This window comes from Nocardioides caricicola, from assembly GCF_039541135.1.
In the GTDB taxonomy this organism is placed as follows: Bacteria; Actinomycetota; Actinomycetes; order Propionibacteriales; family Nocardioidaceae; genus Nocardioides; species Nocardioides caricicola.
In genome coordinates this window covers 650,703-667,692 of the sequence record NZ_BAABFQ010000003.1, presented here as the reverse complement: position 1 = coordinate 667,692, position 16,990 = coordinate 650,703, and the positions used below count along the sequence as shown (strand labels likewise).

General features: G+C 73.6%; 17 protein-coding genes. 11 read left to right on the top strand and 6 right to left on the bottom strand.

The genetic code is table 11. From position 1 onward, the window contains the following. Nucleotides 1–5: 5 nt before the first annotated feature. A complete protein-coding gene (locus ABD875_RS04985; RefSeq protein WP_345171817.1) occupies nt 6–1,073 on the bottom strand; it encodes a polyprenyl synthetase family protein in 1,068 nt (355 codons plus the stop codon). A gap of 64 nt (nt 1,074–1,137) precedes the next feature. Between ABD875_RS04985 and metF the strand changes: the two genes are divergently transcribed. Next, nucleotides 1,138–2,028 carry a methylenetetrahydrofolate reductase [NAD(P)H] gene (metF, locus tag ABD875_RS04980; RefSeq protein WP_345171815.1) on the top strand — a complete coding sequence of 297 codons (891 nt, stop codon included), beginning with the start codon at nt 1,138–1,140 and terminating at the stop codon, nt 2,026–2,028. On the opposite strand, the gene ABD875_RS04975 is transcribed toward metF, so the two are convergent. Next, nucleotides 2,025–3,296, bottom strand: coding sequence for a phytoene desaturase family protein (locus tag ABD875_RS04975; RefSeq protein ID WP_345171813.1), 1,272 nt, complete (start codon nt 3,294–3,296; stop codon nt 2,025–2,027). The two genes, metF and ABD875_RS04975, sit on opposite strands and share 4 nt — an antisense overlap. Nucleotides 3,297–3,310: 14 nt before the next feature. Continuing rightward, entirely contained in the window at nt 3,311–3,784 is a 474-nt protein-coding gene (locus tag ABD875_RS04970) for a YbaK/EbsC family protein (protein WP_345171811.1), read from the bottom strand. Nucleotides 3,785–3,838: 54 nt separating this feature from the next. On the opposite strand from ABD875_RS04970, the gene ABD875_RS04965 reads away from it, so the two are divergent. The 4 genes from ABD875_RS04965 to ABD875_RS04950 all read left to right on the top strand — a co-directional run bounded on the left by ABD875_RS04965 (nt 3,839) and on the right by ABD875_RS04950 (nt 6,152). Next, nucleotides 3,839–4,276: a hypothetical protein gene (locus ABD875_RS04965; RefSeq protein ID WP_345171809.1), complete on the top strand. Its 438-nt coding sequence runs from the start codon at nt 3,839–3,841 to the stop codon at nt 4,274–4,276. Nucleotides 4,277–4,419: 143 nt separating this feature from the next. Further along, entirely contained in the window at nt 4,420–4,851 is a 432-nt protein-coding gene (locus ABD875_RS04960) for an SAV_6107 family HEPN domain-containing protein (protein WP_345171807.1), read from the top strand. Between the two features lie 28 nt (nt 4,852–4,879). Then, nucleotides 4,880–5,590: a methyltransferase domain-containing protein gene (locus ABD875_RS04955; protein WP_345171805.1), complete on the top strand. Its 711-nt coding sequence runs from the start codon at nt 4,880–4,882 to the stop codon at nt 5,588–5,590. A gap of 115 nt (nt 5,591–5,705) precedes the next feature. Then, nucleotides 5,706–6,152, top strand: coding sequence for a DUF3040 domain-containing protein (locus tag ABD875_RS04950; protein WP_345171803.1), 447 nt, complete (start codon nt 5,706–5,708; stop codon nt 6,150–6,152). Between the two features lie 93 nt (nt 6,153–6,245). Here the strand turns inward: ABD875_RS04950 and ABD875_RS04945 are convergent, their stop codons facing one another. The 3 genes from ABD875_RS04945 to ABD875_RS04935 are packed head-to-tail and all read right to left on the bottom strand — an operon-like array spanning nt 6,246 to nt 10,882. Beyond that, complete coding sequence (locus tag ABD875_RS04945; RefSeq protein ID WP_345171801.1) at nt 6,246–8,630, bottom strand: transglutaminase TgpA family protein; 2,385 nt, start codon at nt 8,628–8,630, stop codon at nt 6,246–6,248. After that, nucleotides 8,627–9,895 carry a DUF58 domain-containing protein gene (locus tag ABD875_RS04940; protein WP_345171799.1) on the bottom strand — a complete coding sequence of 423 codons (1,269 nt, stop codon included), beginning with the start codon at nt 9,893–9,895 and terminating at the stop codon, nt 8,627–8,629. Before ABD875_RS04940 ends, ABD875_RS04945 begins: the two co-directional genes overlap by 4 nt. Nucleotides 9,896–9,907: 12 nt before the next feature. After that, nucleotides 9,908–10,882 carry an AAA family ATPase gene (locus ABD875_RS04935; RefSeq protein WP_345171797.1) on the bottom strand — a complete coding sequence of 325 codons (975 nt, stop codon included), beginning with the start codon at nt 10,880–10,882 and terminating at the stop codon, nt 9,908–9,910. A gap of 410 nt (nt 10,883–11,292) precedes the next feature. On the opposite strand from ABD875_RS04935, the gene mraZ reads away from it, so the two are divergent. From mraZ to ABD875_RS04905, 6 genes are all read left to right on the top strand, one after another. Then, on the top strand, nt 11,293–11,730 hold the full coding sequence (gene mraZ, locus ABD875_RS04930; RefSeq protein WP_345171795.1) for a division/cell wall cluster transcriptional repressor MraZ: 438 nt from the start codon (nt 11,293–11,295) through the stop codon (nt 11,728–11,730). Nucleotides 11,731–11,913: 183 nt separating this feature from the next. Then, complete coding sequence (locus tag ABD875_RS04925; RefSeq protein ID WP_345171793.1) at nt 11,914–12,081, top strand: hypothetical protein; 168 nt, start codon at nt 11,914–11,916, stop codon at nt 12,079–12,081. Between the two features lie 4 nt (nt 12,082–12,085). Continuing rightward, on the top strand, nt 12,086–13,039 hold the full coding sequence (rsmH, locus tag ABD875_RS04920) for a 16S rRNA (cytosine(1402)-N(4))-methyltransferase RsmH (RefSeq protein WP_345171791.1): 954 nt from the start codon (nt 12,086–12,088) through the stop codon (nt 13,037–13,039). Continuing rightward, nucleotides 13,036–13,635 (top strand): cell division protein FtsL, encoded by a 600-nt coding sequence (gene ftsL, locus ABD875_RS04915; protein ID WP_345171789.1) that lies wholly within the window; start codon nt 13,036–13,038, stop codon nt 13,633–13,635. Before rsmH ends, ftsL begins: the two co-directional genes overlap by 4 nt. A 16-nt stretch (nt 13,636–13,651) precedes the next feature. Then, complete coding sequence (locus ABD875_RS04910) at nt 13,652–15,412, top strand: peptidoglycan D,D-transpeptidase FtsI family protein (RefSeq protein ID WP_345171788.1); 1,761 nt, start codon at nt 13,652–13,654, stop codon at nt 15,410–15,412. Nucleotides 15,413–15,438: 26 nt separating this feature from the next. Beyond that, the gene (locus ABD875_RS04905) at nt 15,439–16,938 is read left to right on the top strand and encodes a UDP-N-acetylmuramoyl-L-alanyl-D-glutamate--2,6-diaminopimelate ligase (protein ID WP_465263181.1); all 1,500 of its coding nucleotides are present in this window, start codon (nt 15,439–15,441) and stop codon (nt 16,936–16,938) included. The last annotated feature ends 52 nt before the right edge of the window (nt 16,939–16,990 follow it).

Here is a 16,990-nt window from a genome sequence, read left to right as displayed (position 1 = left end):
GTCGGTCAGACGACCCGCTGGGTCGCGGCCGAGGCGAGCTCGCGCAGCACCCCGCGCGCCGCGTCGTCGAGGTCGGCCTTGTCGAGCGCGGTGAGGGCGTGGTCGCCGAGCTCGCCGATCACGGCCTCGACCTGGGCGTGGGCGCCGGAGGCGTCGATGATCTCGCGCAGCACCGCCACCTGCTCCTCGGACAGGTCGGTGCCGAGCGAGCGGTCGAGGAGCGCGGCGTCGGCGGGGGAGGCGGTGTCCAGGGCGAGCGCCACCAGCACGGTGCGCTTGCCCTCGATGAGGTCGTCGCCGGCCGGCTTGCCGGTGGTCGCGGGGTCGCCGAACACGCCGAGCAGGTCGTCGCGCAGCTGGAACGCCTCGCCGAGCGGCAGCCCGAACGACGACAGCTGCGCCATCGTCTCGGCCGGGGCGCCGGCCAGCGCGGCACCGATGTGCAGCGGCCGCTCGATGGAGTACTTCGCGGACTTGTAGCGCAGCACGGTCATCGCGGTCTCGACGTCGGCGCGGCCGCGGGCCTGGACGGACACGTCGAGGAACTGCCCCGCGATCACCTCGGAGCGGCACCGGTCGAACACCTCGAGCGCGGGAGCGACCTCGGCGAACGGCAGTCCGCAGCGCCGCAGCAGCTCGTCGGCCCAGCTCAGCAGCAGGTCGCCCAGCAGGATCGCCGCGGCGGCGCCGTACTGCTCCGGGTCGCCGCGCCAGCCGGCGTCACGGTGCTCGCCCTCGAACTGCCGGTGCGTGGCCGGGCGGCCGCGCCGGGTGTCGGAGGCGTCCATGTAGTCGTCGTGGACCAGCGCGCTGGCGTGCAGCAGCTCGAGCGACGCGCACGCACGCACCAGGGCGGCCTCGTCGGCGGGTGAGGGGCGCACGGCGCGGTGTCCCCAGTAGCAGAACGCGGCGCGGAACCGCTTCCCACCCGAGACCGACGTACGCGCCTCGCGCACCAGCCGGGACGCGTCGCCGCCGAGCGGGGCCAGGGTGGCGGCCTGCTCGTCGATGAACGCGTCGAGTGCGGCCTGGACGCCGGCACGGAACGCGGCGCTGTCCCAACCGCTCGTCACGGCGTCGAGACTAGCCACTGGACACATCCCGGCGACGGCCGGGCCCGAACCTAGACTGTGGCGCATGGGGAACGAGAGCGCACGGCGGATCGGGGACCTCGTCCGCCAGGGCGAGCGCTCCTTCTCGTTCGAGTTCTTCCCGCCGAAGGACGCGGCCGGCGAGGAGCAGCTGTGGCAGGCGATCCGCGAGCTCGAGCCGTTCCGCCCGACGTTCGTCTCCGTGACGTACGGCGCCGGCGGCTCCACGCGCGACACGACGGTGCGCGTCACCAGCCGGATCGCCGCCGAGACCTCGATGACCGCGATGGCGCACCTGACCTGCGTGGGCCACACCCGCGCGGAGCTCGAGACCGTCCTCGACGCGTACGGCGCAGCCGGGATCGGCAACGTGATGGTGCTGCGCGGTGACCCGAGCGAGGGTCCGCGCGCGGAGTGGACGCCGACCGACGGCGGCCTCACCCACGCCGTCGAGCTCGTCGAGCTGGCCCGCGGGCGTGGTGACTTCAGCATCGGTGTCGCCGCCTTCCCCGAGGGCCACCCGTCGGCGGAGTCGCTCGACCACGACGCGGACGTGCTGGTCGCGAAGGCGCACGCGGGCGCGGAGTTCGCGGTCACGCAGATGTTCTTCCGGTCCGCGGACTACTTCGCGCTCGTCGACCGGGTGCGAGCGCGCGGCGTGGACATGCCGATCCTGCCGGGCATCATGCCGATCCTGAACCTCGCGAACATCCGTCGCCAGGGCGAGCTCATCGGCACCGACGTGCCGGCCGAGGTCGTGGCGCGGATCTCCGCGCACGACGGCGACCCGGTCGCGATGCGGGCCGCCGGCATCGAGCTGGCCGCCGAGCTCTGCGAGGAGCTGCTCGCCGGCGGCGCGCCGGGCCTGCACTTCTACACGCTGAACCGCTCCAAGGCGACGCGCGAGATCTTCGCGGCGCTCAACATGGCGGTCTAGCCGGCCGGACCGACCTCGGCGGCGACCAGCGCGGCCGACAGGCCGACGAACGGCAGCCCCGCCCCGGGCGTCGCGTGCGCGCCGGCGGCGTACACGCCCGCGATCGGGGTGCGTGGCCCGAGCCGCTGGCGCACGGTGCCGCGGCCCTGCCACAGCACGCCCATCGGCGAGCTGCCCCAGTGCTCGACCTGCGCACGCGGGCTGCGGTCGACGCGTGTCACCACCTGCGCGCGGACGTCGATCTTGTGCCGCGCGAGCGCGCGCAGGATGTCCTCGGACAGCTTGCCGCGCCCGTGCACGGTCAGCGCGTTGCCCTGCCGGCGCACGACCAGCATCGGGTCGCCGTGCAGGACGAGCTCGTGGGGGAGGTCTGGCGCCTCCCCGGACAGCCCGACGTGCACCACCACCGGCGGGATCGCGGGCATCGTCTTGTGGACGTACGGTGCCAGCGCCGGCAGTCCACGCGGGTCGACCGCGCACACCACGACGTCGGCGGCCAGCTCGCCCGCGGTCGTCGACACCGCCGCGACCCGGCCGGAGCGCACGACCAGGTCCGTCGCGGAGGTCTCGGTCAGCACGGTCACCTTGCGCGTCGCCAGCCGGGCCCCGAGGACCTCGCCGAGCCGGGCGAGGCCGCCCTCGACCGTCCACGCCCCGAACCGCTGCTCGACGTACGCCGTGGTCCCGAGCCAGGCCGGGACGTTGCGCAGGTCGTGGCCGCCGGCGACCAGCGGGTGGCCGGCCACGAGCCGCAGCCGCTCGTCCTTGAACGTGCGCTTCAGCCGCTTGAACAGCGTCTCCCGGCTGTCGAGCAGCGCCGGCGCCGCGGCCGGGTCCCACGGGTTCTCCAGGTAGCCGCGGCGCAGCACCTCCCAGTCGTCGGCGTACGACGCCACGTGGTCCACCCACCGGCGCCCGAGCCCGGCGCCGAGCTCGTCGAACGCCGCCAGCTGCGCGGCCCGTCCGTGCGGCAGCCGCAGGGACGTGCCGTCCTCGAACCGGTGCTCGCGCACCAGGTCGAGCGGCACCAGGTCGAGCTCTCGCTCCAGCGGCCGGCCGGACTTGCGGAACAGGTCGCGCACCACGGCCGGCAGCAGCGTGTACGACGGGCCCGCGTCCCAGGTGAACCCGTCCTCGCTCACCGTCGACAGCGCGCCGCCGAGCGACGCGGTGCGCTCGACGAGAGTGACGTCGTGGCCGAGCTTCGCCAGCCGGGCCGCAGCCGCCATGCCGCCGAACCCGCCGCCGATGACGACGACGCCGGCCATCTACGCGATCCCCATCACTCGACCGCGATCTCGGGTGCGCCCGTCATCCGCGCGAGCTCGTCGAACGTCGTGGAGAACACCGCCGCCGGGTGCCCGGCCGCCGCCCACACGACGTCGTACCGGCGCAGCCAGGTGTCCAGGTACGTCGGCACCGGCGCCGGGTGCCCGATCGGGGACACGCCGCCGATCACCTGCCCGGTGTGCTCGCGCACGAACTCGGGCTTGGCCCGCTTGAGGTTCGTCACCCCGAGGTCGGCGGCGAGCTTGGCGGTGTCGACCCGGTGGGCGCCTGACGTCAGAATGAGCACCGGCGAACCGTCCGCGTCGAACACCAGGCTGTTGGCGATCGCCCCGACCTCACAGCCCAGCGCCTCCGCGGCGAGTGCCGCGGTGTGCACGGAGTCGGGCAGGATCACGACCTGACCGGTGCCGCCGCGACTCTGGTGGTCGTCTCGAAACCGGGTGATCGAGGGATGCTCGGCAGTCATAGTGCGAGACCCTATGTTCTCCGGAGGGGTCTCCGGACAGGGAGAGGAGCGCGGATGAGCGCGCAGCGACCGACGGCGGCGACGGCGTCGATCTGGCTGACCATCGCAGTGCTGGTGCTGAGTGGGATCTCGGCGGTGCTGACCATCGCCTACCGCGACGAGGTGCTGGCCGCCTGGCGGGCCGGGCGCGACGACTCGAGCTCGATCGAGCAGCCGGCGTTCGTGCCGGTCGCCCTCGTCATGTGGGCCGTCGTGGCCCTGCTCATGTGGGTGCTGCTGATGTTCTTCCGGGAGGGCCACAACTGGGCGCGCCGGTCGATCGTCGCGCTGTTCCTCCTCATGGCGGTGGGGATCCTGGCCGTGCTGCGCACCGAGCCGCCGACCCTGTTCTCCGTGCTCTGCGGGCTGACCCTCGTGGCGACCCTGGCCGCCGTCGGCTGCCTGGTGCACAAGGACACGCGCACCTGGTGCCGCGAGGAGATCACCGTCTGACCCACGTGCCCGGCAGGCCTTGACGGCCGGTCGGTGGAGGGGTGTACCTTGGGATTGTTCGAACAGATGTTCGAACAATCCCCGGCGGGGCGACTCGACCCTCGCCTCCGCCGGGGTCTCGCCCCGTGACGGAGAGGTTGCCCATGAACCCGTACGCCCTTCCCGCCACCACCCACGCCTACCTCGCCCGGGCCGCGGAGTCGCTGAGCGAGGCGATCTCCGCGACCGAGGTCCCGACCCGCTACGCCTGTGCCCACGTCGCGGCGCTGCGCGCCGCCGCCGCGCTGCTCGCGGCGCGGGCCCGGCCGGAGTCGGCCCGGCGGCGCTCCCAGCGCAACGCCTGGGTGCTGCTCGCGGAGGTCGCGCCCGAGATGGACGAGTGGGCGCGGTTCTTCGCGGCGGGGGCGAGCAAGCGCGCGGCCGCCGAGGCCGGCTCGACCCGTGCCGTCACCGAGCGGGAGGCCGACGACCTCGTCCGCGACGCGGACCGCTTCCTCGCGGTGGTCGAGCGCAGCCTGGGCCTGGTGCCGCATGCGTCGCACCAGGAGCGCATCCCGGTCGTCCGCGCGGGCTGAGCGGCGCGCTCCCACTAGGGTTGCGTCCATGGAGCGACCCAGCGAACGGCGCAGCGCGGCGCGGACCTCGGTGGTCTGGCAGGCCCTGCGTCCGGTCCTCGACGGCGCCGGCGACGTGCTCGACATCGGTGGCGGCACCGGCGGCTTCGCGGTCCGCGTCGCCGAGCTCGGCCACCAGGTGACCGTGGTCGACCCGAGCCCCGACGCGCTCGCGGCGCTGGCCCGCCGGGCCCGGGAGTCCGGTGTCGCGGTCGCCGGGCAGCAGGGTGACCTCTCGACGCTGCTCGACGTCTCGGGTGCCGACAGCGCCGACGTGGTGCTCTGCCACGGTGTCCTGGAGGTCGTCGACGACCCTGCCGCGGCCCTGGCCACGATCCGCTCGGTGCTGCGCCCGGGCGGGACCCTCAGCCTGCTGGTCGCGCAGCGGCACGCCGCGGTCGTGGCGCGGGCGATGGCGGGGCACTTCGCCCAGGCGCGCGCGCTGCTCGACGACCCCGCGGCCGGGGGTGGCCGGCCCGGGCACCGGTTCACCGACGTCGAGGTCGCCGAGCTGCTCGCGGGGGCCGGTTTCGAGGTGACGACCGTGCACGGCGTACGGATCTTCGCCGACCTCGTGCCCGGCTCGCTGCTCGACCTGGAGCCCGGTGCGACCGCGGCGCTGGTCGAGCTGGAGGAGGCCGTGTCCGAGCGTCCCGAGTTCCGGCCGCTGGCGGCCCAGCTGCACGTGCTGGCGCGCTGAGGGTCACGAGTCAGGACGAATTTCCCGATCCCGCCTACCGTGAGGCCGGGTCGCTGCCTAGACTGGCAGGAGCCGGACGCCAGTCGCCGGCGTTGACCCTGTTGGAGGAGGAACGGTGCCACTCTCCGAAGAGGAGCTCCGACTGCTCGAGCAGATGGAGCGAGCCCTCGTCGAGGAAGACCCCAAGCTCGCCTCGACGCTGCGTGGCACCGCGTTCCGGCGCGCCGCCCGCCGTCGCGCGATCATCGCGGGTGCCTGCTTCGTGCTCGGTGTCGTCGTGTTGATGACCGGCGCGGTCGCGAGCATCACCGCGGTCGGTGTCGTCGGGTTCGTGATCATGCTGGCCTCGGCCACGATCGCGCTCACCGCGATGCGCGGACCGCACGGCTCGGCCGCTGCGGACCCCCGCGCCTCCGGGCACCCCAGCCATGGTTCCTTCACCGTCATCGACGGTGGCCGCGCCGGCCGCACCCGTCGCCCGCGTCGCACCGCCTCCCACGGCTCCTTCATGGACCGCATGGAGGACCGCTGGCGCCGACGCCGCGAAGAGGGCGGCTGGTAGTCCTCAACCCACGCGCATCGCCGTACGACCCGCCCCTGGAGGCGGGTCGTACGCATTTCGGCCGGGGTTCCTGGGCACTCGACCCCCGGCCACCTAGTTCATCTGGTCGACGACCCCGCCGTACCGCGCCTCGACGGTGGTCGGCGTGACCGGGGCGGAGCCGCCGCGGACGGCGACCACCGAGCGCGGCCACCAGCTCGCCCGCCGGCGGGCCGCTCGGGTGGCGCCGCCGGTCAGGCTCGCCACGCACGTCTCGGCGTCGGCGCGCAGCGCGATCCGCTGCTCGCTGCCCGGGCGCGAGTAGCGCTGCCGCTCCAGGGCGCCCACGATCCGGTCGAGCGCGGCGACGCCCTCCGGCGCGATCTCCGGACCGTGCGGCGGACGGTCGGGCGTGGTCGGGGTGATCGGCAGGCCGAGGTGGTGGACCAGGGCATCACGGGTCACCCGCGGCGAGCGGCCCGTCGGCCAGGCGACGCCGAGGTCGATCGCGGTGTCGCGCAGCTCGGCCCACACCTGCTCCGGGTCGGCGTCGTGCAGCCGCCGCTCGCGGCGCCGGGCCCGCAGCAGGCGGGGGAGCAGCAGCGCGAGCACGACCAGCGCGACGGCCAGCACGACGCCCAGGGCGGGCAGCCAGTACGACGCCGCGAGCGACTCGTCGTCGGTCGAGCTGCTCGCCGTGGTGTCCTGGCTCTCGGTCGGGCGGTTGCTCGGCACGGCGACGTTGGACGAGCTCGCCGGCGCGCTCGGCTCCGGCTCGGGCTCGGCCACGGCCCCCTGCTGGGTGTAGGAGGGCACGTCGGCCGCGCGGCCGGCCGGGGTCGGCTCGAAGCGCACCCAGCCCGCGCCGTCGAAGTAGAGCTCCGGCCAGGCGTGCAGGTCGTTGGTGCTGTAGACCCAGGTGTTCGACCCGGCGGGCGTGGGGTTCAAGAAGCCGACCGCGACCCGCGCGGGGATCCCGATCAGCCGCGCCATCACGGCCATCGCCGAGGCGAACTGCTCGCAGTAGCCGGTGCGTCCGTTCGGACCGTCGGTGAGGAAGGTGACCAGCGCGTCGTACCCGCTGCCTTCGGCGGTGTCGAGGGAGTACTCGAACCCGCCGTCCTCGCGGAACCAGTCCTGCAGCGCGACCGCCTTGTCGAACTGGGACTTCTCGTCGGCGGTGACCTCGACGGCGAGCTCGCGCACGATCGGCGGGACGTCGTCGGGCACCTCCGTGAACGTGTCGGAGACCTTGCCGGCGGCGGGGCCGGAGTCCGCGAGCCGCTCCGCGGTGATCTCGAGGTCGACCCCGCTCATCGTGTAGTGCAGCCCGGAGGTGGTGAGGTCGTCGGGGACGGCCAGGAAGTCCATGGTCTCGGAGTCGTAGCGCCAGTCGCCGTCGGCCTGGACCCGGCTCGCGGGGTACTGCGTCGGCAGCCACAGCGAGTCGAACTCCGGCAGCACGGTCACGTCGTAGGGCACCTCGACGCGGCTCACCTCGGCGGCCACGCCCTCGGGCGGCGGCATCAGGCCGTTGGCCACGTTGTCGCTGGGGACGTCGCGGTCGCCGGGGCTCCACTCCACGTCGCTGAAGCGGGTCAGCGCCAGGATCCGCAGGTACGACGGATCGGGGTCGGTCGTGGTGAACCGGATCAGCGGCTGGTCCTCGCCGGACTTGAAGTCGCGGACCAGGTCGGTCGTGGGGTTCTTGATGGTGATCTCGTCGCCGCCGCCGTTGCCGGGGCCGAAGTCGACCACGTGCAGGCCGACGGTCGGGATCAGCGCCGGCACGAGCACCGCCAGTGCGGTCGCGACGCCGCCGACGGTCCCGGCGGTGCCGCGTACGACGTGGGCGCCGGCGCCGAACGCGATCGGGTCGCCGGTCTCGCGGTCCACGCCCAGGGGGCGGCCCCACCGGCTGACCTGGTCGCTCTCCTGGAGGAACAGCATCGTCAGGAAGCCGGCCGCGGTCACCGCGAAGACCCACCAGGTGATGCTCGCGTCGACCAGGCTGACCGGGATGCTGTAGATCGTCAGCAGCGGCAGGCCGGCCAGCGGAACCCGGCGCAGGGTGCACGCGAGCAGGTCGACCAGGAGCAGGCAGGCCAGGCCGCAGAGGATGAGGACCGGGTCGATCGGCGGCACCTCGTCGGGCACCGGCGCGGGGTAGCCCTGGGCGGAGTCGATCGCCTGGCTGACGGCGTTCTGCAGCTCGGTCCAGCCACTGCCGACCGGGAGCGGCGAGCCGGTGATCAGCAGGCAGGCCACCAGGGCGGACCCGACGACCTGGGTCGCGAAGACCGCCGGCCCGGGCCAGCGCCACCAGCGGGTGGCCACGCCGATGCCGGCGACGACCATCGCGAGCAGCAGCAGCGGGTTGAGGAAGCCGCCCGGCGTCTCGGCGAAGCCGCGCCAGGCGTACATGGCGATCCAGGTGGTGCCGGCGGCGGTGCCGGCGAGCAGGGCGTGGGCGGCGAGACTGCCGCGGTGCCGGCTCATCCGGTCACCTGCGGGGCGCGCAGGCCGCGCGAGCTGTGGGCGCTGGTGTGCCCGAGCTCCTGCCAGACCTGGTCGAACCGGTCGCGAGGGCCGAGGGCGGCGGTGCGCCACCCCACCTGGCCGAGGAGCTGGGTCGCGCCGGCGCCCGCGGGAGCGCCGGTCCACGCCGCCACGTCGAGGGCGATGGCGAGCGCGGAACCCGCCTGGTGCTGCATCCGGCGCAGCACCGGCAGGTCGGTCGGCGCGACGGCACCGAAGACCGCGACGGTCAGACCGCCGTGGGTGCCCTCGGTCATCCAGGCGGTGTCGAGCTGGCGCTGCTGGGCGGCCTGCACGACGGCCAGGGCCTCGAGCAGCGGGCCGGTGTTGAGGTCGGTGTCGCGCAGGTGCCAGGAGCTGGAGGGGTCCTCGCCGGTCGCGGTGACCAGGCGTACGGCGAACCCGCGGTGGCTCAGGTGCACGGCGATCGACGCCGCGGCCGAGACCGCGGCCTCGAGCGAGGAGGCGATGCCCTGGCCGCGATGGGCGACGGCCCGGTTGTCCAGGAACAGCGTCGCGCGCGACTGCCAGGGCTGCTCCTCGCGCCGCACCATCAGCTCGCCCACGCGTGCCGAGCTGCGCCAGTGCACCCGCCGCAGGTCGTCGCCCTGGCGGTACTCGCGGACGGTGACGTCCTCGGCGCTGCCGGTGGCGAACGCGCGCGGCCGGTTGTCGCCCGATCCGGTCCAGGCCCCGCCGAGCGGGATCTGGGGGAGCGTGACGGTGCGCGGGGTGACGGTGAGCGGCACCGTGGTGCGGAACGTGCGGCCCAGCTCGACCAGCCCGAAGGGGTCGGTGACGCGCACCGACATCGGACCGATCTCGAAGTGCCCGCGCACGTCGGAACGCACCTGGTAGCTCACGCTCTCGCGCCAGCCCGAGCCGATCCCCTCGACGACGAACCTGGGCCGGGTGCCCAGCACGTAGGGCACGTGGTCCTCGAGCAGCAGCACGCCGTTCGGGGTGCGGCCCTCGTTGCTCAGCGCCAGCGTCACCCGGGCCGGCTGGCCGGCTGCGACCAGCTGGGGGGTGACCGTGCGCACCAGCGCGAGCCGGTAGCGGTTGCGGCCCACGACCCAGGCGGTGAGCAGCGGCAGCGCCACGATCAGGACGCCGACGCGGCTGAGCTCGGGCTGGTCGAGCACGATCGCGCAGGTGACCGCGGTGATCCCGGCCGCCAGGAACGCGCGCCCGCGGACGGTGAGCCCGGCGAGTGCCTCCCTCACGACGTACCCCCGTCAGCGCGCAGCGCTGTCGGGCACCGGGACGGTGCTCAGCAGCGCGTCGAGGATCGACATCGTCGAGCGACCGCTCATCGCGGCCTCGACGCTCGGCAGCAGCCGGTGGGCGAGCACGGAGCGGGCCAGCTGAAGCACGTCGTCGGGCAGCACGTAGTCACGCCCGTCGAGCGCCGCCGCCGCCTTGGCGGCGCGCACCAGGTGCAGCGTCGCGCGCGGAGAGGCGCCCAGGGTGAGCTCCTCGGTGCGGCGCGTGGCCCCGGTGATCGCCACCGCGTAGCGCTGGACGGCGGGGGAGACGAAGACCTGTCCCACGATGCCGATGAGCTTGCGGATCTCGGCCGCGTCGGTCACCGGCTCGAGGTCGTCGAGCGGGTTCTTGCCGGTGTGGGAGTCGAGCATCGCGATCTCCGCGGCCTCGACCGGGTAGCCGACCGACACCCGCGCCATGAAGCGGTCGCGCTGCGCCTCGGGGAGGGCGTAGGTGCCCTCCATCTCGATCGGGTTCTGGGTCGCGATCACCATGAACGGCGACTCGAGCTGGTACGTCGTGTTGTCGACGGTGACCTGGCGCTCCTCCATGCACTCGAGCAGCGCGGACTGGGTCTTGGGCGAGGCGCGGTTGATCTCGTCACCGACCACGATGTTCGCGAAGACGCCGCCGGGGCGGAACTCGAACTCGCGGGTGTTCTGGTTGAACACCGACACCCCGGTCACGTCCGAGGGCAGCAGGTCCGGCGTGAACTGGATCCGGCGGACCGTGCTGTCGATGCTGCGCGCCAGCGACTTGCTGAGCATGGTCTTGCCGACCCCGGGCACGTCCTCGATGAGGAGGTGGCCCTCGGCGAGCAGCACGACGATCGCGGAGTTCACGACGTCGGGCTTGCCCTCGATGACCTGCTCGATGTTCGCGCGGACCCGGCCGGCCACCCGCGCCAGCGTCTGGAGGTCGGCGCCCCCCGGTTCTGTTCCCACGTCCGTCCCTTCCCTGCCCCAAGTGCGCGGGGTGACCCACGCCACGTCTGATCCAACCGTAGTCGTGTCGGAGAAACCTACGTTCCGCGGCTGACGTCGGATCGGACTCGCCGGGTCACGGTTTGGTTGCGACGGCCGGTCCGGCCGCCGCTCCCCACCATTCCCCCCACCGCTCCCCACCCGGCGCCCCACCCCCGCATCACCGACCCGCCGCAGGCCGCTGACCTGCGCAAACGCGGCCGAGCCGGGGACCCCTGCGGCCGTCCCGGGCGCCGACGTACCGGCCAGCCGGCGGGAATCCGCGCCGGCAACACGCTCGAAGTGGTTGACGGTGGTGCAAAGTGGCGTAAAGTGGAGCGCAGTGGAGGAAGAGGGTCCGGGCAGCCGGGTCAGGGGAGCGGAGGTGCTCGATGTTCTTCATGGGCACCTACACCCCGAAGCTCGACGAGAAGGGCCGCCTGTTCCTCCCGGCGAAGTTCAGGGACCGACTCGCGGAGGGGCTCGTGGTGACCCAAGGTCAGGAGAACTGCCTGGTCGTGTGGCCCACGGACGTCTTCATGGAGGAGGCCCGGCGCGCCCAGTCCACGCCGATGACGGTGCGGGGGGCGCGTGACTACGCCCGCGTGCTCTTCGCCGGCGCCGACGAGGGCTCGCTCGACAAGCAGGGCCGGATCGGCATCCCGGCCCCGCTGCGTGAGTACGCCGCGCTGGAGCGCGACGTGGTCGTGATCGGCGTCATGGACCGGATCGAGATCTGGGACCCGGCCCGCTGGCGCGAGTACTCGGCCGGCGCCCAGGCGAAGTTCGCCGAGCTCGACGAGCAGCCCGCACCACCCAGCACCACCTGAGCACCACCCGAGCACCACCAACTGCACAGTTCCGCAGGACGAGGCTCTTGCCCGCTCCCGTCGCCCATCTGGGGCACCTTCCCCGGTTCCAGATGGCACTTCCCCAGGGAGCGGGCGGGGACCTGGTCGGGCGGGACTGCTTCCCCCATACGGCAGTACTGCACGACATCGAGGGTCGAGACCATGAGCAGCATCTCCGCAGCGCCGCCTACCCTGGCGGAGGAGCCGACGGCTCCACGCGTGCGCCACCAGGCCCGCGAGGCCGCGGCGCTGATGGCGTTCTCGGCCGCGACCTCGCTCGGAGTCGCCGTCTGCTTCCTGCTCCTCGCCGTGCTGGCACGGCAGGCCTGAGCCGATGCCCACCCCCTCCCACGTCCCGGTGCTCCTCGACCGGGTCGTCGCCCTCCTGGCGCCTGCGCTCGAGCCCGACGGCGCCGTGCTCGTCGACTGCACGCTCGGTCTCGGCGGCCACAGCGAGGCGGTCCTGGAGCGGATCGGCACGGCGCGCGTCGTCGGCATCGACCGCGACCCGCAGGCGCTGGCGATGGCCCGCGAGCGGCTGGCGCCGTACGGCGACCGCTTCACCGGGGTGCACGCGGTGTACGACGAGATCCCGGAGGTGCTCGAGACCCTCGGGCTGACGTCGGTCGGCGCCGTGCTGTTCGACCTCGGCGTCTCCTCGATGCAGCTCGACGTGCGCGAGCGCGGCTTCGCCTACGCCGAGGACGCCCCGCTGGACATGCGGATGGACGGCAGCACCGGTCGCACCGCCGCCGACGTGCTCAACACCTACGACGTCCGGGAGCTGACCCGGGTGCTGCGCGAGTACGGCGAGGAGAAGTTCGCCCGCAAGATCGCCACCGCGATCGTCCGCGAGCGGGAGAAGGAGCCGTTCACGCGCTCCGGCCGCCTGGTCGAGCTGCTGTACGCCGAGATCCCCGCGCCGGCCCGGCGCACCGGCGGCCACCCCGCGAAGCGCACGTTCCAGGCGCTGCGGATGGAGGTCAACGACGAGCTCGCGGTGCTGCGCCGGGCGATCCCCGCGGCGATCGACGCGATCGGCGTCGGCGGCCGCGTGGTGGTCGAGTCGTACCACTCGCTCGAGGACCGGCTGGTCAAGCAGGCGTTCGTCGCCGCGACCCGGCTCGACGTGCCCGACGACCTGCCGTTCGTGCCGGAGGGGCACGAGCCGGCGCTCCGCCTCGTGACCCGCGGCGCGGAGAAGGCAGACCCCGACGAGATCTCGGAGAACCCACGCGCCGCCTCGGTCCGGCTGCGCGCGGTGGAACGCGTGAGGGAGGCAGCATGAGCAGTCCAGTGCCCCAGATCCGGTCGAGGGTCCCGCGGATCGCCGAGGAGGCGTTCGAGCGGGCGCGGCTCACCGTCGTCCCGCGCCGGCGTACCCGCGCGGCGCGGATGCCGTTCGTGGCCCTGGTGTCGATGGTGCTCGTCGGTGGCGTCGTCGGGCTGCTGCTGTTCAACACCTCCATGCAGCAGGCGTCGTTCGCGGCGACCGCGCTGGAGGGCCAGTCGACGACCCTGGCCGCCCGCCAGCAGATGCTGGAGATGGAGCTCGACCGGCTGCGCGACCCGCAGCGCATCGCCGGCGCCGCGCAGCGGCTCGGCATGGTGCAGGCCTGCGCACCCGCGTTCATCAAGCTCGGCAGCGGCGAGGTCGTCGGTGAGCCGTGTCCCGCCGTCGCCAGCCCGTTCCCGATCTGGCCGGCCGAGCCGAAGCTGCCCCCCGAGCTCAACCCCGCCCCGAACGTCGTCGAGGTGACCGCCGACCCGGTGGTCACGCGGGACGACTCCGCCGACACGGCCGCGGGTGACGCCGCGAACGGCGCCCGAGACGGTAGGAAGAACCAACAGCACCAGCAGTCCCAGCAGAACCACCAGCGCTAGTAGACCGGAGAGCCCGTTGCGCCAGACCCGCCCGCCCCGCGGCTCCCGCCGTGGCACGCCGCAGGTGCGCCTGCGCGCCGGCTTCGTGGTGATCGCGATGGTGCTCTCGGTGTTCGGCGCGCGGCTGGTGCAGCTGCAGGGCGTCGACCCCAACTCCTACGCCGCGATGGCGGCCGCCGAGGGCCTGGTCGAGGTCGACCTGCCCGCCGAGCGCGGCGACATCCTGGACCGCAACGGCAAGGCGCTGGCCGACTCCGTCGACGGGCTGATGATCGTCGCCGACCCGCTGATGACGGCGGAGAAGGCGCCCGAGATCGCGCGCTTCCTCTACCGCGAGCTCGACGTCGACTACGCGACCACGCTGAACCGCCTCCGCGAGGAGGGCAGCCGGTACGAGTACATCGCCCGGCGGGTGCCCGCCACGAAGGCGAACCAGGTGATCGCGGCCGCCGAGAAGGCCAAGTACAAGGGCCTCTACACGCAGCACGACCCGCTGCGGGACTACCCGGTGGGCGACGTCGCGGCCAACCTGGTCGGCTTCCTCGGCACCGACGAGCCGCTCGCGGGCCTGGAGCGCACGTTCGACGACCAGCTGTCCGGGACCGACGGCTCGGCCCGCTACGAGGTCGGCGCCGGCAACCGGATCCCGCTCGGCGAGAACACCGTGACCGACCCGGTGGACGGGCAGGACCTGCAGACCACGATCGACCTCGACCTGCAGTGGTACACGCAGCGGGTGCTGCGCCAGACCGTGCAGGCGGCGGGCGGTGACTCCGGCTTCGCGGTCGTGATGGACACCCGGACCGGCGAGATCCTCGCCGAGGCGGACCACCCGACGTTCGACGCGAACTTCCCGACGGAGTCGCCCAAGGCCGACCTCGGCTCGCGCGCCCTGCAGGACGTCTACGAGCCCGGCTCGGTCGAGAAGGTGCTCACGCTCAGCGCGCTGATCGACCTCGGCCTGATGACGCCGCGCACGCAGCTCGTCGTACCGCCCTCCCTGCAGCGCGAGGACAGCCCGATCGGCGACTGGTTCGACCACGGCACGATCCGCCTCACGCTCGCCGGCGTGCTGGCGAAGTCGTCCAACATCGGCACGGTGCTCGCGGCCGACCACTTCAAGGCCGGCCAGCTGCACGAGTACCTCAGCCGCTTCGGTCTCGGCCAGCGCACCGACATCGGCGTCCGCGGCGAGACCGACGGCCTGCTGCCCGCGCCCGGGGAGTGGACGCACCAGATGCAGGACCGGATCGCGTTCGGCCAGTCGCTGTCGGTCAACGGCGTGCAGATGGCCGCCGCAGTCAACACCATCGCCAACGGCGGCGTCCGCGTCTCGCCGAGCCTGATCATGGGCTCGGCCACCACCGACGAGGGTGACGTGGTCGGGACCGACACCACGACCGAGCGACGGGTGATCAGCGAGGAGGCGGCGCGCCAGACGATGCTGATGATGGAGCGGGTCGTCGACCCCGAGGCCGGCGTCGCGCCGGGCGCCGCGGTGCCCGGCTACCGGGTCGCCGGCAAGACCGGCACGGCGCAGGCGGTCGGCGAGGAGTGCGCCTGCTACGACGGCACGTTCACGGTCTCGTTCGCCGGGTTCGCGCCGGCCGACGACCCCAAGTTCACGGTCTACGTCGTGGTGAAGAACCCGCGCAACGGCGGCGGTGGCGGCTCGGTCGCCGGCCCGGCGTTCTCGAAGATCATGGCCTACGCGCTGAAGCGCTACGCCGTCCCGCCGACCGGCACCCGCCCGTCGCGGCTCCCGGTCGAGTGGTGACGAGCCACCGGCGGTAGGTTCGCGTGGTGAGCGACTCGACCCGACCGACGGACCCGCCGCGGACGCCGCTCGCGACCCTCGCGGCGTGGTTGGGCACGGACCTGACCGGGGGCACCGGGGTCGAGGTCACCGGGATCTCCCTGTCCTCGCAGCGGATCCGACCCGGTGACCTGTACGCCGCGCTGCCGGGCGCCCGGGCGCACGGCATCGACTTCGCGGCGACCGCCGTGGACGCGGGCGCCGTCGCGATCCTCACCGACCCGGCCGGCGTCGAGCGCGCACCGGTCGGCGTACCCCTGCTGGTGGTGGAGCACCCACGGTCGGTCCTGGGTCGGCTCGCCGCGACGGTGTACGGCGACCCGGCCGCCTCGATGCGGATGATCGGCGTGACCGGCACCCAGGGCAAGACCACCACGACCCGGCTCGCCGAGGGTGGGCTCGAGCGGGCCGGCGTACGGTCCGCGGTGATCGGGACCGTCGGGACCCGCGTCGCGGGTGAGGACGTGAAGACCGCGCTGACGACGCCGGAGGCCCCGGACCTGCACGGGCTGTTCGCGATGATGCGGGAACGCGGCGTCGAGGCGTGCGCGATGGAGGTCTCCAGCCACGCGCTGGTGATGGGCCGCGTCGACGGCGTCGTCTTCGACGTCGCGGTGTTCCTCAACCTCGGGCGCGACCACCTGGACTTCCACGCGGACGTCGAGGAGTACTTCCAGGCCAAGGCGTCGCTGTTCACCCCGCAGCGCGCCCGCCTCGGTCTGGTGAACGTCGACGACGAGCACGGCCGCCGCCTCGTGGCCGAGGCCACCGTGCCGGTCCGGACGTTCTCCGCGGAGGGCCGCGAGGCCGACTGGCGCGCCACCGACGTCACCCTGCAGCCCGACCGCTCGTCGTTCACCGTGCACGGGCCCGGCGGCCGGACGATTGCTGCGAGCTGCCCGCTGCCCGGTGCGTTCAACGTCGTCAACACCCTGGCCGCGATCGCGGCGTGCGTGGAGGCCGGCCTGGGCGAGGGCGTCGCCGCCGGCATCGCGGCCTCCGGCGGAGTGCCGGGCCGGATGGAGCGCGTGGACGCCGGGCAGGACTTCACGGTCGTCATCGACTACGCCCACAAGCCGGACGCCGTCGAGGCCGCGCTGCAGGCGCTGCGGCCGCTCACCGACGGTCGCCTGGTCGTCGTGCTCGGCGCCGGCGGCGACCGGGACCCGGGCAAGCGGCCGATCATGGCCGAGATCGCCGCGCGCCTCAGCGACCTGCTGATCGTGACCGACGACAACCCGCGCACCGAGGCCCCGGCGGCGATCCGCGCCGCGATGCTCGCCGGTGTCGCGCCGGGCGACGACGCCGAGGAGATCGGCGACCGGGGTGCGGCGATCCGGGAGGCGGTACGCCGCGCCGCGCCCGGCGACATCGTGCTCGTCGCCGGCAAGGGCCACGAGACCGGCCAGGAGGTCGACGGCGTCGTACATCCCTTCAACGACCGCGACGTCGTGCTCGCGGCCCTGGCGGAGCGGGTGGGTGAATGATCGGTGAGGTGATCCTCACGGCGAGGTGCGTAGGGGCAGTGGCCCGGGTGCG